This window comes from Humibacter ginsenosidimutans (assembly GCF_007859675.1).
Taxonomy (GTDB): Bacteria; Actinomycetota; Actinomycetes; order Actinomycetales; family Microbacteriaceae; genus Humibacter; species Humibacter ginsenosidimutans.
This window is the reverse complement of record NZ_CP042305.1, coordinates 3187358-3212366: the sequence shown is the minus strand read 5'-3', so window position 1 is coordinate 3212366 and position 25009 is coordinate 3187358. Positions and strand designations below refer to the sequence as shown.

The 25009-nt window shown below is 62.5% G+C and carries 15 protein-coding genes and 2 pseudogenes; 2 read left to right on the top strand and 15 right to left on the bottom strand.

From position 1 onward, the window contains the following. Positions 1-25: 25 nt before the first annotated feature. The 3 genes and pseudogenes from FPZ11_RS14835 to FPZ11_RS20035 all read right to left on the bottom strand — a co-directional run. Positions 26-1150 (bottom strand): ROK family transcriptional regulator, encoded by a 1125-nt coding sequence (locus FPZ11_RS14835; protein WP_146321911.1) that lies wholly within the window; start codon positions 1148-1150, stop codon positions 26-28. Positions 1151-1333: 183 nt separating this feature from the next. After that, positions 1334-4720 carry an alpha-N-acetylglucosaminidase C-terminal domain-containing protein gene (locus FPZ11_RS20040; RefSeq protein ID WP_254712432.1) on the bottom strand — a complete coding sequence of 1129 codons (3387 nt, stop codon included), beginning with the start codon at positions 4718-4720 and terminating at the stop codon, positions 1334-1336. 1 nt (position 4721) lies between these two features. Further along, positions 4722-5759: pseudogene (locus FPZ11_RS20035) on the bottom strand (alpha-N-acetylglucosaminidase TIM-barrel domain-containing protein); the annotation flags it as partial. Between the two features lie 513 nt (positions 5760-6272). Here FPZ11_RS20035 and FPZ11_RS20355 point away from each other — a divergent pair. Continuing rightward, a complete protein-coding gene (locus FPZ11_RS20355; protein WP_146321908.1) occupies positions 6273-7973 on the top strand; it encodes a beta-galactosidase in 1701 nt (566 codons plus the stop codon). A gap of 417 nt (positions 7974-8390) precedes the next feature. Here FPZ11_RS20355 and FPZ11_RS14815 read toward each other — a convergent pair whose 3' ends face one another. The 9 genes and pseudogenes from FPZ11_RS14815 to FPZ11_RS14775 all read right to left on the bottom strand — a co-directional run bounded on the left by FPZ11_RS14815 (position 8391) and on the right by FPZ11_RS14775 (position 22324). Further along, entirely contained in the window at positions 8391-10988 is a 2598-nt protein-coding gene (locus FPZ11_RS14815) for an ATP-binding protein (protein ID WP_146321907.1), read from the bottom strand. A gap of 9 nt (positions 10989-10997) precedes the next feature. After that, the gene (locus tag FPZ11_RS14810) at positions 10998-12335 is read right to left on the bottom strand and encodes a TRM11 family SAM-dependent methyltransferase (RefSeq protein ID WP_146321906.1); all 1338 of its coding nucleotides are present in this window, start codon (positions 12333-12335) and stop codon (positions 10998-11000) included. A gap of 155 nt (positions 12336-12490) precedes the next feature. After that, positions 12491-12820 carry a sulfate permease gene (locus FPZ11_RS14805; RefSeq protein WP_146321905.1) on the bottom strand — a complete coding sequence of 110 codons (330 nt, stop codon included), beginning with the start codon at positions 12818-12820 and terminating at the stop codon, positions 12491-12493. Positions 12821-12946: 126 nt separating this feature from the next. Next, positions 12947-16486: a MobF family relaxase gene (gene mobF / locus FPZ11_RS14800; RefSeq protein ID WP_146322913.1), complete on the bottom strand. Its 3540-nt coding sequence runs from the start codon at positions 16484-16486 to the stop codon at positions 12947-12949. Positions 16487-17022: 536 nt separating this feature from the next. Next, positions 17023-18326, bottom strand: a pseudogene (locus FPZ11_RS14795) (ISL3 family transposase). 658 nt (positions 18327-18984) lie between these two features. Further along, positions 18985-20151, bottom strand: coding sequence for an ABC transporter permease (locus FPZ11_RS20350; RefSeq protein WP_146321904.1), 1167 nt, complete (start codon positions 20149-20151; stop codon positions 18985-18987). A 2-nt stretch (positions 20152-20153) separates the two neighbouring features. After that, entirely contained in the window at positions 20154-20735 is a 582-nt protein-coding gene (locus FPZ11_RS20345; protein WP_367889447.1) for an ABC transporter ATP-binding protein, read from the bottom strand. A gap of 104 nt (positions 20736-20839) precedes the next feature. Next, positions 20840-21661 carry an efflux RND transporter periplasmic adaptor subunit gene (locus tag FPZ11_RS14780; protein WP_146321902.1) on the bottom strand — a complete coding sequence of 274 codons (822 nt, stop codon included), beginning with the start codon at positions 21659-21661 and terminating at the stop codon, positions 20840-20842. 138 nt (positions 21662-21799) lie between these two features. Further along, positions 21800-22324 (bottom strand): hypothetical protein, encoded by a 525-nt coding sequence (locus FPZ11_RS14775; RefSeq protein ID WP_146321901.1) that lies wholly within the window; start codon positions 22322-22324, stop codon positions 21800-21802. 597 nt (positions 22325-22921) lie between these two features. On the opposite strand from FPZ11_RS14775, the gene FPZ11_RS14770 reads away from it, so the two are divergent. Then, entirely contained in the window at positions 22922-23158 is a 237-nt protein-coding gene (locus FPZ11_RS14770) for a hypothetical protein (RefSeq protein WP_146321900.1), read from the top strand. Positions 23159-23352: 194 nt separating this feature from the next. Here the strand turns inward: FPZ11_RS14770 and FPZ11_RS14765 are convergent, their stop codons facing one another. The 3 genes from FPZ11_RS14765 to FPZ11_RS14755 form a co-directional block, all read right to left on the bottom strand. Beyond that, a complete protein-coding gene (locus FPZ11_RS14765) occupies positions 23353-23622 on the bottom strand; it encodes a hypothetical protein (RefSeq protein WP_146321899.1) in 270 nt (89 codons plus the stop codon). A 255-nt stretch (positions 23623-23877) separates the two neighbouring features. Next, positions 23878-24171 (bottom strand): hypothetical protein, encoded by a 294-nt coding sequence (locus tag FPZ11_RS14760; protein WP_146321898.1) that lies wholly within the window; start codon positions 24169-24171, stop codon positions 23878-23880. A gap of 43 nt (positions 24172-24214) precedes the next feature. Next, entirely contained in the window at positions 24215-24487 is a 273-nt protein-coding gene (locus tag FPZ11_RS14755; RefSeq protein WP_146321897.1) for a hypothetical protein, read from the bottom strand. Positions 24488-25009: the final 522 nt, after the last annotated feature.

Here is a 25009-nt window from a genome sequence, read left to right as displayed (position 1 = left end):
CAATGCAGAGGCACCGCTCGAATGATCAGGGGATCCCCAGCACGGCACCGAGCACGAGAATCACGGCGCCCTGGAACATGATGTCGTCACCCAGCCGACTCGTTCGCAGGTCCAGCGACTCGAGCAATTCTTCGGTTATCCGAGGGCGCAAGGCGTCCTTGACAGCGGAGAGCATCGGTGCGGTATAGGTCTCGGGAAGACCGGTGACGATGACGGCCTCAACTCCCAGAGAGCCCACCAGCGGAGCGAGCGCGATGCCGAGACGATGCCCGGCATCCGAGAGCACGTCGACACGTTCGTCATCCGATGAAGCGGACTGCAACCGTGCTTCGAGACGCGGCAGCGACAAGGTGGCCTCGAGGCATCCTCGACGGCCGCAGACGCACAACGGTCCGACGCCTTCACCGATCGCGACGTGGCCGATCTCGCCTGCGGCGAAGTGCGATCCGAGGATCAGCTTGCCGTTCGCGATGATCCCCGCGCCGACGCCGTAGCCGATCTTCACCAACATGAGGTCGGTGTCTCGGCCCTGCAGGCTGCGTTCGGCGAGGGCGGCAGCGTTGGCATCATTGGCCACACATGTCGGCAGCCCCGTGTGCTGTTCGATTTCTTTCTGCAGAGGGATTCCCACCCAGTCGAGGTTGTGGGAGGCGAGCACCCTGCCGTTCGCGTCCACGATTCCCGGCGCACAGATGCCGATACCGAGGATTCGACGATCGGCACGCTCGCGCAGTCGGTCGACCAGTTCGATCGCCATCCGCAGGGCTGCACCACCGAGCGCCCCACCCGTCGGCATGGATTCGCACGCGTACACCGTGCCCTTCAGGTCGACCAGGGCGCCGCGCAGTTCGTGGTCGGCGGAAAGGTCCACCGCTATGACCGTCCAGTTGTCGTAGTCGATGTTCAGGTCGACGGCCGGACGCCCCGGCCGGTCCACCGTGCGATGCCTCGTCTCGATGACAAGGCCCTGCTCGATCATCTCGGCGATCAGCGATGAGACGGTGGCCTTGGTCAGGCCGACTGCTCTCGCGAGATCCGCGCGCGAGAGATCGCCCTCCTCGTAGAGCAGCTTCAGAAGCCGAGCCGGATTGCTTCCCGGAAGCTCGTTGCGCAGGTCCGAAGGCGAGAGCAGGAGAGCCTCGGTGGTCATGGTGTTCCTCGGCTCTCGTGGTTGCAAGCACGACCTGACGACAGGGTCGGCTCCATTCTCGACCACGCGCCCGACCAGAGCGCTTCGCCCCGCGATCACAGATCGGCTTCTCTCATCCGGCGCAGAACGCGCGGCACCGCACGGGCAGAGGAAGGCGCCTCCCTGCCCGTGCGGCGTGCTCGCTCAGCCGTTACGTCGACGCCTCACCACGAACGCCGAACCGCCGAGCAGCATCAGTCCGATTCCCGCGAGGAGAAGCCAGAACGGAAAGTCGACACCGGTGGATGCGAGTCCACCGTCCGAGTCATGCTTCGTCCCTCCTGTGCCGGATCCGGGGTTCGTCCCGGCCCCCGCCCCTCCGTCGGTGACCGTGATCGCGGCTTCTGCGGTGATCGTCCCTGCTGTGACGACGATCTCGTGCTTTCCGGTCGGGGCATCCTTCGGAACCGTGACGCTCACGGAGAAGGACCCGTTCGAGTCCGTGCTCAGCTTGGAGAGCGTGACGGGGTCGCTGTGCAACTCGATCGTCGCCGTGACGGATGCAGGGAAGTGCTCACCCGTCACTGTGACCACGCCTCCCGCCTTCACCGACGACGTCGACAGCGTCACGACCGGATCGGGCAGGACGACGAGCTGCGCCTCGGCGGACACGTTTCCTGCCGAGAGCCTCACGGTGTGCGTCCCTGCTCGCAGGGAGGTCGAGCGGAACGGAATCGTGACACTCCCATCGGCCGCTGCAGGTTCAGAGCCTGCCGCCGCACCGTCGATACTGAGCGCGACGTCTCCGTTCGACGGGAAGTTCGCTCCCGTGACGACCACGCCGGGGTCGGCGAGTTGTGCAGCCGACACCGCCGAGGGCGACACAGTCACGGTGGCGCTCGGCTTGTCGGCCGCCGTGACCTTCAAGGGCGCTGTGGCCGTCACCCCGGCACCGCTTGCGACCACGGTGTAGTCACCGGCGACGACCGAGTCCGGGATGCTCAGCGACGAAGTGAAACCACCGTCACGATCCGTCGTCGCCGTGCCGAGTGCGATCGGCGTCGCGTCGTCGTCCTGTCCGCGCAACGACAGGGTCACGTTCGCCGACGACGGGAACGTCGAACCCGTTGCCTGCACGTCGGTGCCCGCCTTCACCGTCGAGGAGGAGAGCTTCAGGTCGCCTTCTTGCCCGTCACGCACCGACCACTGCGAGAACGCGGCGAGCACGGCATCCGTGCCTCCGGAGTTGACCGCCGATGCGAGCAGTCCGGCATCCGGCTCGTCAGACATACCGGCCGGCTTGGCGGTTCCCAGCGTCGTCCACGATTCGCCATCGGTGCTGCAGGCGCCTTCGAAGCCGTCGGCAGTTCGAGTGAGGCGCAACCACATGGGTCCGGACAGCTCTCGCGCATAGAGGTGAGTGTCGAGAGAGCCGCTGCTCGTTCCGTTCCAGGTGAGAACGCATCCATTGAGCGGCGTCAGCGACAGCAGAACCATCGGGGAGTCGGCCGCGGTCATGTCGGAACTGACTGCGATCCCCGAGCGCGCATAGGGTCGCGTCGCCTGGCTGTCCTGCACGTCGACATGCACGATCGCCGTCTCTCCGACGCTCATCGTCGACTGCTGGTAGACCGCGGAGAAGCGTCGTGTGGTCTTGGAGAAGTCGTTGCCGGTCGTCTCGATGCCGATCTGACCGCCGGCCTGAGCGAAGGTGGGACTCGTCTCCGTCGTGTACGTCTTCCACGGTGCCGCCGGCTCCGTGCCCACCAGCACTGTCGACGTAGCAGTCTTGGTGTCTTCTTCGCCTCCCGCGTTCACCTGTGCGGTCGCGGTCAGCGTCGACACCACTCCGGCGACCTGATCCGGGTCTGCAGTGACATTCCAGGTCACCGTGCGCTTCTCGCCCGCGGCGATATCGGTCAATTTCGTGTCCGATGTCGCTGTGGCGCTCAGCCCGTCCGGGGTGGCGAGTGAGACGTCAACCGTGTCGACATCGCCGAGCGGGGAGGTGTTCTGCACTGTGGCCGTCACCGTTCCTGCGGAGCCGGGTCGGATCGTGGATGCCGACAGCGACAGCGAGACCGTGCCCTGATCGAGCATCTTCACCGCCTTGCCCGCTTCGACGACGATGTCCCCGCTCGGCTTGTCGGCATAGTGATGGTCGGCCTTCGCCCAGGCCTCGTCGACCGAATACCAGTCGATCGAGGCCGGGCTGCCGCCCTTCACCATCGCTGTTCGCAGACTGGCGAAGTATTGCTGCCAACGAGAGACATAGAGGTCGCCCACCAGGCCTTGCCACTCACGGTTCGCATAGTCGTGCAGCGAGAAGCTCGCCTTCGTCCCCCACGTCGTCAGCAGGTTCTGAAGGTCGTAGACGCCCACGTCGCCGTTCTGGGCGGCTGCGTGATCGTCATAGGTGCCGAGCAGGAAGTCGGAGTTGGTCGCGAGCACCGCGTCCTGCTGCTTCATCAGTGCGATCCAGGATGCCGTGAGCGAGTCGAACTCGTCGACGTCACCCGCCTGGTAGGCGGTGTTGATCTTCGGCAGCAGGTCGCGGCTGGTGTTGGCGATCACCTGTCTCGTGACATCGGTGAGGTCGTAGTCGTAGGCGGCGTGCTGCACGACCGAAGGGCTGGCGGAGATCAGCTTCGGCAAGGCCGTCGCAAAGGTCGGAAAGTCATAGCGCACCTGACCCACCGAGCAGCATGAGCGCGCCTTCGTCGTCGTCAGGCTCGGCTGCGCATCGAACAGGCTGTCCTGCGACTCGCTGTGCGTGCCGATGGGGTCCATCGAATACACGGTGTCGGCAATCGTCGTCCATGCGTCCGCTGCCGCGTTCGTTCCGTAGCGGCCCAAGGCGTAGTCGTGGAACCACTGCGTCTGATCCGGCGCCTTGTCCATCCACGGCAGCTCGGACATCAGCTCGAATGCGGCGGGATTGTTGTAGAAGCCCTCCGGCAGGATCGATATGCCTTGCAGAGCAGAGCCCGCCTTGGCACGCGCCGCGAAGTAACGGTCGAGCCAGACCGTGGTGAGGGCCCCGATCGACGTGTTTCCACCGAAGTTGTAGATGGTTCCGAAGGCGTAGGGGAATCCCGGCCAGCGCGACTCGTCATCCAGAGTGGTCCGCGTATCGGCCAGACCGTCGACGATCAGGATCCGGCTCTTGTCCTTGATCCCGGAAAGAAGGGTCGTCGAGGGGTCGCTCTGCCATCCCAACAGAACCCAGATCGCGTTCGGGTGAGCCAGGCGCAATGCCTTCTCGATGCCGGTGGCCGCACCCGAGACGGAGATGTTGCCCGACTTGCCGCCCTCGTGCAGCGGATCCATCTTGTAGGCGCCGGCGTCTCCGATCAATTGACTGGAGATGCTGTAGTAGTCGGCGGCCACCTTGTCGAACAGCGTGCTGGTCGGGTCGAGCCAGCTCGGCCGTTCGTATCCGCTCCACGTGCCCTGAGCCACGACGTTCGCACCCGGATTGCGCTGCGCGAAGTCCGTCGGAACCGTTCCGAAGTAGCCGGGGATCACAGGGGGTGATGCCGAGGTCGTTCGCGTAGTCGACGATCTGGTGGGCGAGCTGCGCACGCTCATCGAGGAGCGTTTGCGTCATCGCGTCCTGGCCGTCGCTGGAGATGTTCTGGAGGACCCACCACGGCTGATGCGCCGGTTGAGGGATCCAGGCACGAGCCTCATCGGCGGAGTATCCGTACTTCTGCAGCAACTTCTCGTAGACGGCATCCGTTCCGACGCTGACGAAGACCTGATTGATGCCGTGCAGCGCAAGGTTGTCGAGGAATTGCTGCCAACCGTTCCAATCGAGATACGGATCGGTGTATCCCTCGTTGGTGTCGTTGAGGGCATAGCGATATCCCTCGTGCGCGGTGTTCGTGATCGCCTGCGCGGGCGCAGGCAGAGTCGCGGGGACGACGGGATTCGGCTGGCCGAGGTTCACCGCAGCGTGAACCACGTATTTCAGGTACCAGCCCGCTCCCGCCGTCAAGGCCGAGGGTGTCGTCGCCGTGATGTCGATGTGCCCCGATGTTCCGCCGATCGTGTATTTCTCGATGCCATCGGTTGACCGGGCAAGAGTGAACGCGACCTGGTCCGCCGCGGTGCCGATGGCGCGCGCGAGCACATCATGCGCTGCCTGCTCGTATGTCGAGTCCGGAAGCGGATACACCGGCTTGGGAACGGTGACCGGCGGCGTTGTCGGCGGCTGTCCGCCGTCCGACTCGTCGACATTGACGGTCGCGCTCTTGACTGAACCCTTGAAGAAGTACTGGTTGCCGGCGTTTCCGCCGTTCCCGAATCGAAGCGGCGCATCTGTGCCGACCGCCTTGTATCCTCCGCCCAACGTCGCGGTGCCGCTGCCCGAAGCAGACCCGGTCACCGAGATGGAGATCTGCGAACCGGTCTTCTCGACGACGATGTCGTAGGTGCCGCCGACGGCCGCGGTGACGCCCGACTTCGCCGTTGCGTACGTGGTGCTGCCGCTGTTCTGCGCCATCCAGAATTCGAGCTTCTTCTGGTTGGTGACGTACACGGCCCAGCCGTTGTCGTTGGATCGGGATCCGACGATCGTGCGGTAGTCGGGGCCGACCGCAGACGGTGTGACCCCGTCGAGTTCCATGCGCCATGTTCCGTCAGCGCCAGCAGCATCGGGACGATAGTCGTGCAGGGAGTTGTAGCCGACGGTGATCTCGCCGTTGTCCGTTCCGTCGAAGGTCGCGCCATTCGTCGTGTCGAAGCTCACGCCGCTGCCCGCGGTTCCGTCGCTTCCGTTCCACGAGACGTCGGTGGCCGAGCCCGTGGTGAAGTCCCACTGCGCGATGGCGTCGCCGTCATCGGCGAGCGCGGCGCCGGTGGGCACCAATCCGACGACCAACAAGGCCGGAACAATCAGCGCCAGGCCAGACAGCCAGGTGCGGCGCCGCGATCGGTACTGCTTCGTTGCAGGCATTCTCAACTCCGGGTCAGCCGACGACCACGCGGGTCCGCGGAAAGGCGAACGCTTCGGGGCATGCTCGACGGTCACTATTAGTTTAGTTGATAAACTTTATATCCGAGCATTGTAGTTGTAGACGGCCTCGGTTGTCAATGAAATGTTTGGCACAGATGGACTTCGTGTGCGAGAGTCACCTGCATGACGCAACCGCTCGAGGCGGCGCCGACGACCGTGTCAGCGGTCCACCCGACGCTCGTCGCCACGAATCATGCACTGCACTGCCGCGGTCATGCTCACCAAGTGATCGCTGGAAGCATGCACTACTTTCGCGTGCATCCGGCGCAGTGGCAGGACCGCATGTCCCGCCTGGCCGATCTCGGCGTCAACGCGTTGCACACCCCCGTCGCTTGGAACTTTCATGAGGCGATCGAACGCCGACCACGCTTCGATGATTGGCGCGACATCGAGCGATACCTGTTGATCGCTCGTGATGCGGGTCTCGATGTCATTGTGCAGCCCGGCCCTTACATCGACGCGGGCTGGGACAACGGCGGCTTGCCCGCCTGGCTGAGAGCGCGAGAAGGCATTCGCCTCAGCAGCGTCGATCTCCGGTACCTGAGTGCCGTCGAACGTTGGTTCGACGAGCTGGTTCCGCGCCTCGCCCGACTGCAGTCGAGTGGCGGTGGTCCCCTCATCGCCGTGCAGAGCGAGTCGACGCGCCATGGCCCGGACGTGGATCCGAAGTACTCGACCTGGCTGACTGCGGCGCTCCGCGATCGCGGCATCGTCGAACTCATCTACGACGGCGACAGTGCCGACGATCCGAGCCGAAGCGACTCTTTCCCGTACACGGAACTTCGCGGTGTGCTCGCCGAGCTGGGGAACGAACGAGATGAGTCGCGCGCGCAGGATGCCCGCCGAGACGTCGAAAGCATCCTCGCTCGGGATGGTTCGATGATCGTCTTCATGGCACACGGCGGCACCGGCCATGGCCTGTGGCAATCGCCCGCCCACGACGATGCGACTCCGGGGGCGACGGATGCGGACTCTGCGCCGCAAGTCCCGATCGCACAGAACGGTGCGCCCACTCCGACGTACTTCGCACTTCAAGAGATCCTGTGGCCGGGAGCCGGAACCGGCATGCCCTCATTCTTCCCGCCGCCACGCGCCAAACTGACCAGAGTGCTTTCCGTGGAGCGCGGCGCCGGACTTCTAGAGGCGGTGCAGTCTCCGGTCGAGCCGCCGCCCGCGCTCCGACCACCCAGCTTCGAGCAGTTGGGCCTGGGGGCGGGGATGGTCCTCTACCGAGCCGAACGCGCCCTGCTCCGCGGCGTCCCACTGCGAGTGACCGGTCTGCACGACCGTGCGTTCGTCTTCATCGACGGGCGGGCTGCAGGCGTCATCGACGGCCCGGAAGGAGTGCTCGATCTCGGCGACACTACCGGAGAGGCGAGACTCGATCTTCTCGTCGAGAACTGCGGACGAGCCAGCGGTGGGCCGCTCCTCGGCCAGCACAAAGGCATCCTCGGCGATGTGATGCTGGGCGACGACGTCATCGAAGGGTGGAGTGCCGTGCCGATCGCGCTCGACCGCTGGGATGACGCGAAGCTGCTGGCGCTTGCCGCCGGCGCACCAGAGGGCACGGCCGGTGTCGCCGTCACACGACTCGAGGTCGGTCACCCCGCCGATGCATCGCTCATGCTTCCCGGCTTCGGCTCGGGCTTCGTGTGGATCAACGGCTTTCTCCTCGGCCGCTATCGGAGCCGCGAACCCGAGCTCCCGTTGTACGTTCCGGCACCGCTTCTGCGCCCGGGCGTGAACGCGGTCACCATCCTCGAACTCGAGCACTGCGGCACCGCGATCGAGTGGCGATCCGCCGGCAACTTGAGCGTGCAATGACGCACGTCCGTCGGATCGAAGCAAAGGAAGAACCCCCGGAAGCATTGAGTTTCCGGGGGTTTCGATCGGCGGAGACGGAGGGATTTGAACCCTCGGTCCCCTTGCGGGGACTCCACCTTAGCAGGGTGGTGCGCCGGGGTTTGGCATGCCTGGGCTCTCGGGTCTGTCGGAGCCAGTAACAGGCAGGAACCCGCTGTTTTCTGGGCCTCTTGGACTTCGCGAGCGTTCGCACGCTGTGCACTCCACCCACGCAGGAAGCGGTGAGGAACACAGCACTCGGGACACTCGGGACACTTGGGGGACACCTGAACCGGCAGCGGCGCGGGCCTTTAAAGAGCCACATCCCACGCGGAGGTTCTCATTCGTTCAGCCAGGCACGCCGCTGCTAGCGCCAGAGCACTTGTAGAAGTACGCGGACTAGTCAACTTCAAGACCCGGTCGAGTGTGGCCAGGCAAAGGGGACTCGTGGAACGTGCTTCCTCGTCGGGTGGAGCTCCCGTTGTGAGCCCACGCTTCGACCCTACGTTCCAGCTCTTCCACAGAGGTATTGAGATGAAAGCGCTCACCGTCTTGAAGGATCGAAATAGCGCCAGAACTAGCGCCAGCCAACTGCTGAAGCGCGATCTTGAGCTCCTTTTGCGACGGCTGAAGTGACTGTCGTCCCAATTCCGGTGAAATCATATCCAGACTGCGCACACGATCTACCGGGACCGTCTTTTCGAGGGTACGCAGTGCGGCGAGCATGTGCACCGCCAATTCGCGAGGCGCATTTTCTGTGTCTGCCAGCAATTCGTCGATCGCGTGAGTCACATCTTCGGGGGTAAAGTGGTTCAACACGATCGCGAGTACGTGGCGTGCCGTGATGTCACGAGTCGCAATGGCGCCAACGACCTCTGCCAGTTGATTGATCGTCCAGCAGCTGATCTTGAGTTCTTTAGCGCGTTTTGCGGCAGCCGCATTGTCACCTTGGCTTCCACCCGGGTACTGCGGCGCAATCAATAGACAGGCGACCGCGTTTTCGTCGTTCTTGTGCTGTTGTAGTCCGGCAAAGTCGAGCGCTCCTAAGCTCGGCTCATCGGCGCTCGACTTGGCTTCGAGCGTGATCTTGACGTTGCCCGTCGGATAATCGGTGAATCGTGCAATCCCATCAGCCCGACCGGCATTCCCAATGTGCTTCGCGACAAACCCGAGGGCTCTGGCAGCCACCACCATTGCGATCTCGAGATCCCGCTCACTGGCAGTTGCATCCCGAAGCGAAGCAGCAATCGCCGCTGGCGAGTTCACCCTCTCTCGAGCGAGGCTCCTGAACAGACCATCTCGCCGCTCCAGGACTTCACCGACAAGATTCGGTGCCAATCCAACCTCGCGTAGATATGTTTCGAGTAGAGATTCCGCAGCGGCCAAGTCGTACAGGAGATCCAGCGCCTGAGGCGTGTCTTTGTATGCCAGAGCAAGATCGTGATCTGCATTGACCTCGAATGTTCTGGTGACCGGGTCGAACACAACTAGGCGCGCTTCTCGTCCGGACTCTTCAAGTCTGAATTGGAACGGGTCTCTCTCCGTCGTCTCGTAAAGCCCCTCTACGATATCGGGGAGGTCTTCTGGCGGGGGCTGCTTCATGTAGAACCAGGAGTCATCGGCGTCCGATCCGCCCGACTCGCCGTCGTCTTCGGCTGAAGTCGTGACAAGCGCATCTGCAAATGGTCGTTCGACAAAACGCGGGTTGACGTAGTTCCGCTGATCTTCGCGTTTCGTTTCCTGCTTAAACCGCTCCTTCTCCGCCTTCTCCCAACGCGCCCGCGCCTCGTTGAACAGTTCGATCAGAAGATCTTGGAGAGCCGAGACGCGATCTGTGGAACCGGTTCCTTCTCTGGGCGCGGTGAGGTCGGCGTCGAGGTCGTCCACTTCGAGGTCGGCTCGGAAGCGGTTGAACACCTCGTAGCTCAGCGGCTGGACGCCGAAGAGCGGATCATCCTCGGAGATAAGACGATTTCGGACGCGGATGAAGAATCCATGCGAGCGGATGAGGTCGGCACTCTTTCCGCCGTATAAAGACGTGGAAGAAACCATCACCGTTCCGCGCACACCGCTGGGGAGAAGGCTTGACTTCAGCCCTGAAGGCCCCTCCCCCTGAACCTGCATCCTCTCCCACTGCAGTGACGACTTGGCGTTGATCCGCTCGAGTCGGCTCCTAGGCAGATCCCCGACTTCGAATTCGACGACGACACCCTGGGCAGCCTTGCTGGACTCCACCTCATCACCGTTGAGATGGAGGCGGAACTCCGAGAGCGGCATCGCTGTGCTGAGAACCCACCGCAACCGCTTGACCGAGAGCCTCTCGACGCGCGGCTTGAACTCTTCGAGCAAGACAAGAGTCCAATGAGCACTTGCAGAGAGCGCCACGTTCGGGTCAAGGCGGTTTGCCGCCATCAGCTCGCGAATGCGACCCTCGCCCATGAGATCCTTTTCTGCGAGCCGGATCACCTGAAGTTCAACGGGCGTGTCCGATTCCCCAGCATCAGAGGATGCGAAGGAGTCGAAGGAGAGTGAGACGGATAGGATCTCGCCTTCACCTGTGCAGGTGATATAGGTGATCCTTGAAGCGAGGGCGTACGTGGCCAGTTTGCCGATGCCGAACTTGCCAATCTGAGTTCGCTTGCGTAAGCGCTGGGTCTGCTCTTCACGCTTGCTTGATGCACCGACTCTCCAAAGGTCAGAGAGGCCCGTCTCATCCATGCCGACTCCGTCGTCGAAGACTGCGATGACGTGCAAATCGTCGAAATCGGTTCCCGGCGAGGCGGCCGGAACGAATACCCAACAACTATCTGCGTCGGCGTCAAACGAGTTGACGACGAGTTCCTCGATCGCTTTTGTCGGGCTGGTATAGAGCTGTTCGCTCAGAAGAGTTATCAGTTCGCGCGAGAGCCGCACAGCGATTGGGTTGACCTTCGCACCGCGCGTCTCGAGCACGGTCCCGAGCGGAACCTCCAAATCCAGCGAGTCAATGTCTGACATGTGCCCCCCTCACTGCTCGTGATCTGATCGCCGACGAAGCACCAGCACGTGCTCTTCGTCAATGCTGGCTCCGTTCCGACGCGCATACGACATATACCGGTTGATGACCGGATACGTAAGATGCTCGTCGAGTTCGAAGAGATGCGCCGCCATCTCGACAAACAATTCGTCGGTCGGGATGTCATCCCCATCCCAGGCGCTGCGCCCCACAACAAACAGGGCCGGCGCATCCGCTGGCAACAGATTGGCGAGGCGTGCGAAGACCTTCGCCATGCTGGCCATGTACGCGCGGAAGTCCCGCGCTCGCGACGGGCTGCTCTTCTCCATCTGCGCTTCCCACGCCGCTGCGAGTGGCGTTGGTTTCCATGGCTCAACAAGCGACGGATGCGAGGCCGGAACGCGGGACCGCCCGATGTACTTGGGCAACAACTCGAGTCGTTCGCTCTGTCCTGCGGTGAGCCCTAGCCAGTACATCTCAAGCTGGTGCCGGCGGTAGTAGTCCACTGCGCTGTGGTAAGGAGGCGAAGTTATGATCGCGTCCGCCTTCTGCTTCAAAGTGAGTTCTGTCGCGTCGCACTCGAAGACCTCAGGGACAAGGGCATCGTCGACCAAGGCGTCCGCATATTCTCGGATGCTTAGGAGGGCCGAGGCCAGCTTCTTGCGATACAGGGCGAACGGATTGACCAGCCTTCCCTCCTCGTCAAGTCGCTTCATATGGCTGGTGACTTCGAGTCCGGATACTGGCACCGGGTCCGCGTTGCTGGAGTTTCGGATGATTGCGGCAAACACGATTAGAAGTAGTTCTCTCGCTCCTTCATGTTCTACCGCGGCGATCATGCCGTGTAGTTGCGCCAGATCGACGACTACATAACGTCTGAACCAGTGGAATAACTTCGGAATCTGGGGGACCCAGAGGTCCCCGATTTCCTTCGCGTACTCGCTCTCATCCAAGTCCGTGAATTTGAAATCCTCATATGCGCTCAACGGGCGCTCAACCTCAGCGAGACGATCGGTAAGGCGTTGTGCAGTCTTCTGCACAACCTCAACGTCGTACTGCCGGGACTTTGCGTGTGCGATAGCCACTGCTAGAGGATCAACATCTGATCCAGCGCTTCGCCGGCCGTTCACCGCTGCCTCGACTAGAGTGGTTCCGCTACCACAAAACGGGTCGAGTACGAGCCCACCCGACGTGGTGTAGCGCTTCAATAGCGCGTCCACGACCGGCGGATGAAATTTCGCGGGATACCGGAAAAGTCGATGCGTGTAGTTCTTGTCGAGTTTGCCGATGGACAGAGGCTGCTTCTCCACGACTCCCGATTCAGTCTTGTGCGAGGCGCGGACGCGCATGATCAGCGTACCCGCTTGCTGTATGACGATGGCCGGACTAGGGCCGGCTCGCGGTGCCGCGAGTTGATTGGCCCGGCTCGTTGCGATCGAGAGGCTGGATCAGCGTTGCGTTCTGCTTTCTTCCTCGATTCAGACCATCGTTTGGCCAGAGTCGGTCAGGATCCCGCGACTGCGCGCCGCCGGGCACGCGTCTCTTGTCTGCGTGCCTGGATCAGCAGAACGATGCTTACAGGCCCCGCAAACGTGAACTTCAGGGCATCCCAGATGAAGAGAGCGACGAGCAGGCTGAGCCAGCCGGGACCGCCGTCGTGGATGCCAGAGCTGCATGCCGCGGCCGCCAGGAGCAATGGCACGGCGATGAACATGGTCGGGACGCCCCACTTGAGACCGCGCCGAGTGAAGACGCTTTCGACCAGCAGGTTGGTCGGTGCCCAGCGCAGCAGGTAGTGGACGCGGACACTAACTCCCCAGATGAGTCGGAACATGCTTGGTCTCCTTCTCGTCGTGAGCGGCGTAGAAAGAGAACCTCTAGGGCGGCCTTGCGGCATAGATGACAGTGTTGTCCGCTCGACATCAGGGTAAGCCCCCGTCCCGACATCCGGAAGCATCCGTCAGAGTCCAAGGTCAGGCCCGGCTCGTCGGCTGGCCGTCCGCTGCTCATCGGTCAGCGCAGTCTGGAGGCGTGCCCGGTCGAGTGCTGCTTGTGCTCGCGCGTGGTCGAGCTGTTGGGCGACGGAGGTTGTCGGCGACCCAAGCGGGTCGTCGCTAGCGATGCCGTAGCGGTCCCGATACGCGGCGACCACTCGCGCCTGTCTCATCCACATTGTTCGTCGAGCCCGGTCGCGCGGTGGCGTGCCGAGCGTGGTGATCCACGGCGGCGTGTCGGTCATGGCGAGGTTCGTCAGGGCGTCGGCGCGTTGCTCCATGAGCTGTGCCCGCTCGGTGAGCGCCTGCTGCATAGCGGGGTCAGTGACTCCGGCCGCTTCCGGGATCAGGCCCACAATGAGCCGAGAAGGGCGGCGGGCACGCCCAGCCCCCGAAGGGCGGGCGGTCGCCTTCGCCACCCGGTAGTGGAGGACGGCGGCGATATCGTCGGCATCCTCGTACTGACGTGAGGCGACGAACCTCGGGACGAGCTGGTCGAGGTTGTAACTGTTCGCTTCTGCCCGGCGCAGCTCGGCGGTGAGCGCGCTGAATGCATCGGAGGCCAGGACGGCCTCGGCCTGCTCACTCGTGAGCGGAGCGCCCCTGATGAGGCGGACCCAGCGGTCGCGCTGGGCGGCAGCGGCGATCGTCTCGTATTCGGCGGCGAGCTGGGCGATGCTCGTCCAGGTCTTCTGCTCCGCGGCGATCGCCTCGTGAGCGGACGGCTCGGCTCCGATGTGCTGGAGAACGTCGGTGAACACGGCTACGGCGGTGCTGGTCTGCTCGCCGTCGTGCGGCCTGCCGTGCAGTTCGTCGGGGCGGTCGGTGACGACGTAGGCGATGTTGGACTGGCGGCCGCGGGTCAGTGCGACGTATAGGGTTTCCCGTGTGGTCTCCGGCGTGATGACGGCGTGGGCCGTGTCGACGGTGACGCCTTGCGCGCCGTGTCCGGTCACGGCGTAGCCGAGGTCGAGGTGTTCGGCCACGTAGTCGGCGGGCAGGACGACCGAGCCGCCGCGACGGTGGCCGGGGCGGCGGACGGTGACGGAGCCGTCGCCGTGGACGCGGGTGAGCCTCCAGCGGTCGCCGTTGTGGACCCATCCGCTGTTTCCGGCTCGGAGCCTGCGGTCGTTGTGTCGGGTGATGACGACGTCGCCAGCGGAGGCGACGAACCCGCCTACAAGGTTGATCTCGTGCTCGGGGTCGACCTCGCCGGTGAGGACGCGGTCGAGACGGGCGCGCTCGTTCAGGACCCCGACGATCTCGCGAGTCTGCGCGACCAGGATGCTGGCCTTGCCCGCCAGCAGGTCGGCACGCCAGGCGGTGTAGGCGGTTTCGGTGATCGTCTCGGTCTCGCCGCCGCGGATGCGGCCGTGCTTTTCGTAGCTGTCGACGGCCTCGGGGCGTCCGTGGCGCAGCTCGAGTGAGGCGAGCTTTTCCCACTCGTTGACGAAGCGGTGGATGTCGGCCAGCTCGGGAGCGTCGTCGCGGTCGTGGACGAGCAGGGAGAACGCGCCGCCCGCGTCGACGGATTGCAGTTGCGCCCAGTCACCCACGAGCAACACCTTCGCACCGGCTTCCTGCGCGAGCCAGGTGATGGTATCCAGGGTGAGCGTCCCGGCGAGGGATGCCTCGTCGACGATCACGAGCTGGCCGGCGTGGAAGTCCGCACGGCCCCGCCGGTACTCATCGAGCCACTTGGCGGTGTTCTCCGTCGGGATGCCGAGGTCGTCGGCCAGGACGTCGGCAGCAACCGCGGATGGCGCCAGCCCGATGACGCTGCCCGGACCGTGTTCGGCTTCCCACGCGGTTCGTAGCGCCGTCATCGCGGTCGTCTTGCCTGCACCGGCCGGTCCGACCAGGACGTCGATTGTGCGGCCGGAGACGGCAACGGCGGTGATCGCCTCCGCCTGGTCCAGGCTCAGGACCCGGCCGTGCCGGTCTGGCCGTGCCGTGACCTCCTCGACGGCTTCGAGGGACACGAGCGGCGCTTCGGTCGTCCGCGACCGTGTCAGGAGTCGGTCCTCGGCGTTGAGCAGGTCCTGCGAGGAGTAGAGCTCCGAGTAGCGGGGACGGAAGACGCTGATGCCATCGCCCCTTTGGAACTCGGGCGGTGAGACCGCGAGCTCCGGCGGAGTCAGCCGCAGCGACGTTGCCTCCGCGGCGTCGGCGATCATTCCGGTGATCGTCTCCCTGTCCTCGGTCGACGCGAAACGCCAGCCTTTGATCTGTCGAGATGCCTCCGCGTAAAGGTTCCACCTGCGCCAGGTCGACCGCTTCTCGCTGACGACGCCAACCACGACCCGGCCGACCTGCTCGACCTGCTCCAGCGGCATGTCGTCCGCGCACAGCAACGCGGCCGGGACGGGCGTGCCGGTCATATCGCGCGCCCATCCGGTCGCGTCCTTCCCGAGCAAACGCGCAGCCCGCTGCCGCCAGCCCATCGTCAGCTCATAGAGCGAGTGGATCTGCTTCTCCGGCCGGGTCGAGAGCGTGGCCTGCGCCCGCAGCTTGAGGATCGTCGGCTTCGACGGCTGACGGCCGTGCGCGGCGACGTACTCATCGACCAGGCGCCGCGCCTCGCGGTCGATGTGCGCTGAGCGGGAGGAGAACTCTTCGATCAGCGCCATCGGAACGCCGGCCACGTCCCAGGTCGGGTTGCGGTCCTCGCCGCGTTCCCGGGGCTCCCAGTCGAGGCCGAATGCTCGGGTCAGATGGTCGGCGATGACGCCCTCGTGCAGCTCGGACAGGGCGACCACCGCGGCATGCATCGGGCGCCCGTCCAGGCTCCGCCAGCGTCCGTCCAGGACGGTCTTGACCTTGTTGCTCACCACGACGTGCGTGTGCAGGTGGGGGTCGTTCGAGCGCGAGTCGTAGTGGTCGTAGGCCGTTGCGATCAGCCCAAAGGTGTCGACCTGCGCGACGGCCCCGTCGCGGCCCGTTGCGCCGGTGCGCGTTGCCGCAACCTCCCGCTCCATCAGCGCAATGACCTCCGCAACGGCCTCGTGATGCGCCTGCACGATCAGGGCTTGCGTGCCGGCGTCCGCGACCGCCCACAGCACCGACACCGACTTGGGCACCGAGAAGGTGAAGTCGAACCCCGCAACGGCCCGCCGCGTGCCTTTCGCGGTCTCCTCGGCCTCGATCCGCGTCACCGCGGTCGCGCGCTCGTCCACGGTCAACGTCGGGCCGAGTTCGGCGATGCGCTCCGCGATCCGGTTCTCCAACGGGGCGTACACCGGATAGCCGCGGCCCAGCGGATCCCCGGTGATCGGGTCACGGCCCCTCCCCAACAGCAGCTCAAGCTGTGTCTCGCTCACGGTGTCCCCAACCCGGAGTTCGCCGGCCCCGAGCATCGGGACGCCGGTGCCGAGCCAGAATCCCGGCGGTGTGCCCTTATCGGCGTAGTACCTCGTCAGCGGCGTCGACAGACTGCGGTCTCCGTCACCTGCCGCGACCGTCCGTAAGAGGTAGCGGAAGCCGTCGCCCGCCGACATCACGCGCATCGACACCGTCACCGCGCCACCTCCTCGGAAGAACAGGTGAGCGGCGAACTCCGGTCACATCCGGCGACGCGTCGGAGCGGTCAACCTCGATCTGCAAGAAGCGTGGCTGTTCGGACGAGGGGACTCCGAAGGCGTGAGCCGACTCGACGTCGCGCGAGCCGGGACTCACGCCCACTGATGGCGCTCCTGCGCGTGGGTCAGAACCCGGCAGGCCCCGTACCCGCCCGGACGCAGCCGATGACCACAGAGCGTTCTCGTCCCGAGCGACCCATGCCTGCCTGCGCTCACGCCAGAAACGGACGCGCGCGACCATCGCAACGCCATGCCGAACTTCACTGTGCCTTGTCAGACTTGCCCACGGGCACCCCCCTCACATGGCCGAAACGCAGGTTAGTCCACCCCCGTCCATGGGTTTCAGCGTCCGCATCCTCCGTGATGCCCAAAGTATGCTGACCAAGCGCGAGCCACCAAAATATACCGTAGCGACCATTCTTTAGCGCGTGGAGCAGTTGCTAAGGTCAGGCAAATGGGGCTCTTCACGAACGAGGGTGTAGGTAGGGTCTGAATCCTCCGGCTTCGAGGCGGGATCGGGCGACATAGTGTGTGAGGTTCCGGAAGCCGAGGGCGGTGCCGCGGAGGTGCTCGAGCGGCCGTTGATGGCTTCGGTGGGTCCGTTGCTGGTGCCGGGCCTGTCGAAGTAGCCGAGCACGTCGGCGGTGCGCTGCTTCAGCGTGCGTCCGAGTTTGCGGAGCTCGATGAGGCCGGCGGGGACGCCGGTGATGATCCGGTCGATGGTGTGCTGCAGGAAGAACTTGCCCAGCCGGCGGTCTTCTTGCCGGTAGGCGGTGATCATGTCTTGGTAGACGCTCCACGTCGCCTCGACGTGGACGTGTCGTTCGTCGGGGAAGAGGGCTTCCAGCCGGGTCTGCTGCTTGTCGGTGAGGAACTTCGTGCCGGTGAGGAGAGTGCGGCGGGCATGGTGGAGCGGGTCGCCTCTCATGCCTCGGCGGCCGAAGATGTCGTGCTGGATGCGACGGCGGCAGTTCTCCAACGCGTCACCGGCGAGCCGGATCACGTGAAACGGGCCCATGACCGGGACGGCGTCGGGGAGTTCTTCTGTGGTGGCGGCCTTGAAGCCGGTGAACCCGTCCATCGCGACAACCTCGACCCCCCTCCTGCCACGGTGTCGGGCGGTCAGCGAGCCACTGCTTGAACACGGCTTTCGATCGGCCCTCGACCATGTCCAGCAGCCGGGACGGGCCAGTGCCATCTCGTACCGGGGTGAGGTCGATGATCACGGTCACGAACTTGTCCCCGCGACGGGTGTGCCTCCACACGTGCTCATCGACACCGATCGTGGTGACCCCGTCGAACCGGTGAGGGTCATCGATCAGGCGACGCTTCCCCTCGGCGAGGATCGCCGTGTTCGCGGCCGACCACGACACTCCCAGGCCCGCGGCGACGCGGGAGACTGACAGGTGGTCGAGCACGAGACCGGCCAGGCCCCACGCCAGCCCGCCACATGAGATCCTCGCCCGGGGGGGGGGCCGCCGCTTTCGTTGTGTCTTGACGCCAGACCCGGCCGCAGCCCGTGCACTTGTAGCGGCGTACACGGATCAGCAGCGTCGTGGGCCGGTGCCCGAACGGCTCATGCGCCAACTGCCTGACCACGCGGTGTCCCCGCACACCCGCACCTGCGGCACCACTGATCGGGATCCACGACACGGCACTCCAGCACCGACCGATCCGGACCGAGAGGCGGTCCGGTCGCTTCCAGGCCCAGCTCATCGAGACGGCAGAACGTGGTCAAGCAGGGCGCAGCAAAAGTAGGGTACGGCACGTCGAGGTCTCACAGATCGTGAGCGTGAGAACTTCCATCCTCAAGGAGACCTCGACACCTACCCCACCAACGACGCGCTCAACCCACTACACGCTCGATCACGAAGAGCTACTTTAGTGATATGTGCTCTATGGCACATATCACTATGCACTCGCTGCCGTGGCCGCTAGGACAACGTTGAGCGGCCCTTCAGTTGGTCACGTGCAAAAGTCGCGGGACACGCGGCTTCTGCACGCATCCGCGCGGATAACGACACATTGGTCGCGAAAGTACACCGTGCGGATCCCCAGGCCACTCACGACAATTTGCCGGCACGCCGACCCAATCAGCGTTGCCTCAATGTCGTCGCCGCTCGTCTGGAAGAGAGAGCTCGCCAGAGAACGAAATTCAAATTAACGCAGTGGAATCCCGCATAGTGGCGTGCCCGCATGGTGGTCGTCGGTGTCGTTGCGGACGTGCCTCGCTAACCCGCAGGCCCACGTCGCCTAGGCGGAAGGAGCTCACGGTCGCGCGCCTTCGCTACCTTAGCCTTGTGCGGCACTAAGGTCGGCGTCCTCGATCTCCTCCATCCGCGCGGAACAAAATGCCACAGCCAAAGCTGTGACAGTCGCATCACATGAGCCAAGTTGGGTGACCTCTTCAGTCAGAGATGCTACTGCTAAGCCCGGGTCACTCTCACCCGTTCGTTTCCCAATGCGGCTATGGCCGGACAGGCCCCGCCGACGATCGCTGATACCAGCCCACACGCCACTCCGAACCAAACTGTGCCCCAAGAATATGTCGGGGGAGCTTCGCCAAACGGTGAGCCCATCGCTCCAACAATCCACGGATACAGGACTCGCGAAAGCAGCACGGCGGCAATAGAAGCAGGAATAGATACTAGGAGTCCCTCTAGTAGTGTGATGACGGGTGCGTGCCATCTACGAGCACCAAGAACACGTCGCAAAATGAACACGTCGCGGCGCTGTCTTACAGCGCTAAGACCAGAGATGGTTACAGCCAGCATGCCCACAAGCAAAGATAGGATGCCCACGATGACGAATCCTTGGGAAACCGACCCCAACTCATTACTTAGCTCCTGGAGTGTATCTACGCGCGAAACATGAAGATTGGTCGAATCGGTCGAAACCATCTCGAGTGTGCGAATTCGGGCCAAAACGTCTGGGAGCCGAAGTGACTTCGAACTGAATTGGAGCGAATAAGACGTAGACAAGGAGTTTTCGGCCAAATAGTCCCTTGCGGAACCGATCGCCACGTAGCAGTCTTCACCAGGAGCGCCGTCCTGAACAATTCCGATTACGTAACCCGACACTGTTGACGACTGGCTGCCTGTGCGAAGCGTTACGGTGTCGCCCACCCTGCGGTTGAGTTTCACGCTTGCCGAATCATTCAATATTACCGAGACGGATCGCGACGGATATTCGCGTTGACCGAACCAGGTTCCTGCAAGCATTGGAAGCTCATGGATGGATGCGTACTTGTCATCAACGAATGTCACCGAGGCGTCCAAAGCCTCACCGGAGGCCGACAATCGCACCCCATCAAGTTGTGCGAGTTCAGCTACCCTTTCTGAGTCCGCTATCGACGCCAAATAGGTATCCCACAGAGCCGCATGCAGGGCTCCCGTGGCGCCGGCAAATCCCTGGATTGAATACGTGGCCACGGGTCCGCCTGCGAAGAGCGACCTGGCTCGAACCGCGTTAGAAACCGAAGAGGACGCACTGGTCACCGTGACGATAGAAACAATGGATAGACACAGTGATACCGCAAGTAAGAGAGTGCGGAGTTTTCCGCTAATTATTCCTTGAATCGCGATGCGGAACATATTCACCGTTCCGAGCTGGACCCTTCTGCGAGGTGCAGGATGCCGCCGTGAAGCATATATCGGCGCTCTGCCTGTCTGGCCACATCATGGTCATGCGTAACGACGATCAACGACGCCCCAGAGTCGCGTGCCCAATCTCGCAAAAGGCGTATAATCAGACCGCCTGTATCCGGGTCGAGCGATCCAGTTGGCTCATCCGCAAGGATGAGGCGTGGCTCACATACGAGTGCGCGCGCTATGGCGATGCGTTGCTGCTCGCCGCCAGACAGCTTGGACGGCCTGAGGTGGGCCTTGTCCGAGAGTCCGACCAAGTCGAGCGCGTCGGCGGACCGTGCACGCACAGACCTCCCACTTCGCTTACGAATGTGTCGAAGCGGTGTGCTGATGTTCTCTAACGCCGATAGATCTTGGAACAGTGCGAAACGTTGGAACACATATGCTATGTTCATCCGCCTAAGACGTTCCGCAGATCGCCCAAGCCTAGTGACATCGTTACCCAGAAAGTTCAGGGTTCCACCATCAAGGGGCTCGAGGAGTCCCGCAACTGACAATAGCGTGCTCTTGCCCGTGCCCGAACGTCCCATGATGCTAACCATGGATCCCGGTTCGATGAAGAGGTTCACACCAGCCAAGATCGTGGATCCATTACGTATTCTCTTTATGCCACCGGCAAGCGATAGGATGGGCGTCACTTTAACATCGCCGGACTTGGCAAGGCTACTTTCATACCGACCGACAATCCTTTCACAATCTGCACATCTACTCCGTCAGACTCACCCAGCTGCACCACGACCTCGCGGCTGGAGCCATTCGCGCGCACAACATAAACTGATCCAGTATTCTTTGTTCCGGCCACTGCCGCGACCGGAAGGCTCGGCACGTTCTTTTGCGTAGCAAACCGGAAGGCCACAACACCGGTCATTCCGCCCACTACAGGTTGGTCACTTGGCACAGAACACACCATGGAGGTTTTGCCTCCAAGCGACTCGGGATAGATCGTCAACAGATCGCAGTTGAATGGTGCTCCTGCTCCCGAGACCTGAGCTCTTGTGCCGGACGGCTGGTGAACGAAGCGGAAGAGATCGGCTCCCTCAACATCCGCGACGAGCGCAAATCCGTCATATCGCGCCTGCGCGATCGGTTGTGCTCTAGCTACTTCCTGCCCGACAACAACCAGTGGTGTCACATTGTGCGCATTATCGGGTAGGTGTACAGTCGCGTCACGTCCGCCAGTGGAACGTTCCACAAAGGAATTGTCGTCAATCTCGACAATAGTGCCCGCTGATGGAGCAGATATCAAATAGGGAAACGAGCTGGAGACCGTTGCGGGCAATGTAACAACCGGCGTGATCGTTCGCGGCTCGACGGTGGCTGTCCGCGGCATATTGGAATCGGCATCACGTTGCCCATTTGAGTCGCTGCCCGAAACCCGAGGATGATAGGAACAACCGGATAGAGCTACCAACGCTATTAAACTCGCTGCAATCGCGTAGATAGTTTTGCTTGCCATGAAGATTCGTCCAACTAGTTGTCGGAAGAATTGACAGTAGGAAATTGTGGACACATCGCTTGATAGTCGTTGGATACACCCGCAGGATCTCCCAATTGTGCCGGATCTACGACGTTGTGTACCCAAGCATTGGTCGGATCATCTACATGCTTCGAGTAAAAGGCTGTAGTCGGCCATTTTTTCGATCATTGTTAGTGCGTGATCGGAAGCGGTTGCATCGTCTTTCGACGTTGAACCGAGGTAGTCCGACTCCCAAGCGCAGAGCCAGGTAAACCACACTTGGTCTTCCGCTGCGCCGGTTTGGAGCTCACCAGAATCCGAATCCGGAACAAATCCATCGGGCAAACGTGGTGGATAGCTTTTGCCCTTGGGAAGTGGAAAGGGCATCGAGTCGATCGTGTCCTTATATTCCTTTGTGGCTGAGTCCGCTGTCAGCCATTTGCTGGACTGCGGGCCTTCCTTGGAGCTACTGGATCGGTGATTGGCTACATGTTCTTCGTCGCCTGTGGGGGATAAAGCACAGCCGTTGACCAGCATGACCGCCGCGGTCACCACGGCGAGCGCCGTGTATCTTCCGAGCCTGGCCCCGGATTCGGCTGTCGCGTCACGAGTACTAAATTTCGGGTGGCGGAGTCTGATCACCAGGTCATGCTCCCTGTCCACGTATCATCCTGCCCAGCGTCTACGCCCTGATTTTGCGCGGTGAAGTAATAGTAGGTCGCGGGCCAGGTGTATGTCTCGGTGCTCTCGTTGTAGTATTTCGCTGACGTGCCGGGGTTGTTAGCTGGGAAGTTTGATTGTTCAAAATAGGATGGGCTTGGCCGCATCCCGGTGTGTAGCACGCCGCCACCGCACGATATGTCGCAGTTCGAGTACTGCATTCCGGAGACATACATAGTTGCGCTTCCAGGAGCGGGCTTGTAGTGCGCTACGGTATAATACACCTTTGTAGTCCCATATAGGTCACTTGGCCCTAAGGACAGTGTATCTGCGCTTGCCGCTCCGTATCCAACGAAGAGTGCGCCCATCGTTGCGAGTGTTGCGGCTGAAATGAGCAAGAGGCTTCGCCGGCCAGTTCCTTTTGTCATTATGTGTCCCTTTCTACTCTTCGCTGTCCAATCGATTTTGACTCGCTTGAGTAGGTAATCATCTGGGGCCGCGGATGGCAATGTGCCGCAAGGTACATGTGCGGCGGAGGGTCATCGGCTACTGAATGCGGAGATGCCTGTGGGAAATTGCTATCAGTTGTGAGGTGATCGAATGGCCGGTGTCTGTGGACTAGCAATCCTTAGTTGTTCACTCTTTGGCGTTTGTCTTGAGTTTTCAGGCGGCCTTTCCGAGGCGTGCTTGGTTGATGTAGGCATCGGCGTGCGCGTCGATCGTGCCGAGAGCGCGGCGCAGTTCGGCGGGTGCGGGTGGCTGATCGGCAGCGCAGAGCGGCGCGAGGAGGCGGTCGTGGACCTTCGTGTAGAAGATCGCGATGCGTATCGCTGGTGAGCGCGTAGGTGTTCGCTCCCGGCAGTCGGCGGATCATTCCTTTCCGGGACAGGCGTGACAGGTCGTAGCTGGCCTGGCTCATCCGGTACGGGGCACCCAGCAGTGTGCTCACCTGGGCGCGCAGGCTCCGGTTGGTGAACCCGAGGGTGTTTCCGATCATGGCCAGAGCGCAGAGCAGGGCCATCACCCGAGGGTCACCGAACCAGAGGGCCGGGGCTCGCGAGGATCAGACCCTGCCCGGCACGTTCAGTATCGAGCAGCCGAGTGTTGATGTCACGCGACCTCGCCTGCAACTGATCGAGGTGCTCCGGGCGCCGGGCAACGACCAGGTCGGTGGGCGAGTTGATCACCGTCTCGACCCGCAGCGCGCGGCCGTCCTTCAGATACTGCTTGACGCGGGAGTGCTTGTAATACGTGTTCAGGGTGACGCCGTCGCCGGCGGTGACCACTCTCGTGTTGAACACGTCCTGCGTGTTGACGCCGAAGTAGAACGGACCCTGAACAATGAAGCGTCAGCGCCTCGCCTGACCACAAGCAGGCTCAGGCCGGTATCCGGTAAGTGGCGAGTGGTCTAGAGCGTGTCCAGTCCGGCCTCGGTGGCTCGACCGTGGACAATTGCACATGCTGTCAACATCGATCCAGTCCTCGCCTGTGTTCTTCCTGCCAACGTGGAGGCTTGCCGAGCGCGCCGAGTCTCTGAGCTTGGAGGACACGATGGGCTAACCTCCGTATTTGCCATCGCCGACCCGAATAAGGGTCGATCGCTCAATCCCTTCCCGCGCCAGCCACTTAGATACATCTGATGGGCTTCGTATGAAGCAACCGTCCTTGACATCTATCCCGGCCGCCCGCAAGTCGCCGCGAATCTGATACGCAAAACGCTCGAGAATTGCGTACCCCACAAGAATACCCGTTGCCGGCAATAGAATAAGAACGAGGAACCAAGGAACTGCGCCCGGTCCCGTAGTAAAGACCAGCAGCATCGCAACGCATAGGGCAGCAATCTGCACCATGACCGCCAGGATAATATACGTTCTTATCGGAGCGAAACAACGACTATAACCGATGCCGATTATCGAGGTCCAGTTGTTTTCGATCTTCCTGCGCATCACTGACCCTCAAGTTGAGCACAAACTCCTTGTGCTCATCACTTGCTTCCTCGTCATCTTCCTTGTTCTGCTCCTCCGTTGCGTTCACGGCACCATCTATATCGAGTCCGAGCCCGGTACTGGCGACCGGCGAGAATGCGTCGCCAAGACCATCCAACGCACCCACGGCGAGCAATTCTGCTCCACCGGCGAGAAGCAGTAGGCCGCGTTCGTGAAGCACTACGCCGTCCAGGCTGCGGTCTGTCGGCCGAGGTCGGCGAACCGACGGGCGCGGTGGAGAAGAACAACCACACCGCCGTGCAGCGCTGGTGGCGGACCTTACCCGACGGCTCACTCTCGAGCAGGCGCAGGCCAGCCTGAACATTTAGGAAACCCGATATCCCGCGGCCTCAATTACTTTTCGAATCCGACGTGTATGAAGCCAACTCAGAATGATCGCCGAACCACTGATCCCGTCAGGTGCCCATTCTGCCGTTATAGACACGATCCCGGAAATCAATTGAACCCGCTCCTTGCGAATGTACGAATCAATACCAAGCACAGAGAACAATATACCATTCTCGTAGATGCATATCTTTCGAGGAAATGGCCAGCTGGCTCTTACTGGAACAATCCCTCCTTTTAGCGCCAATCCTTGTGGCTTAACCACGGCAAGCAGCTTTCCTCGATCTACCGATTCCACCCTCGCTCCTTAAGACTGAATGGCGCATTGCCTGCACCACGTACAGAGTTGAGCCCGACC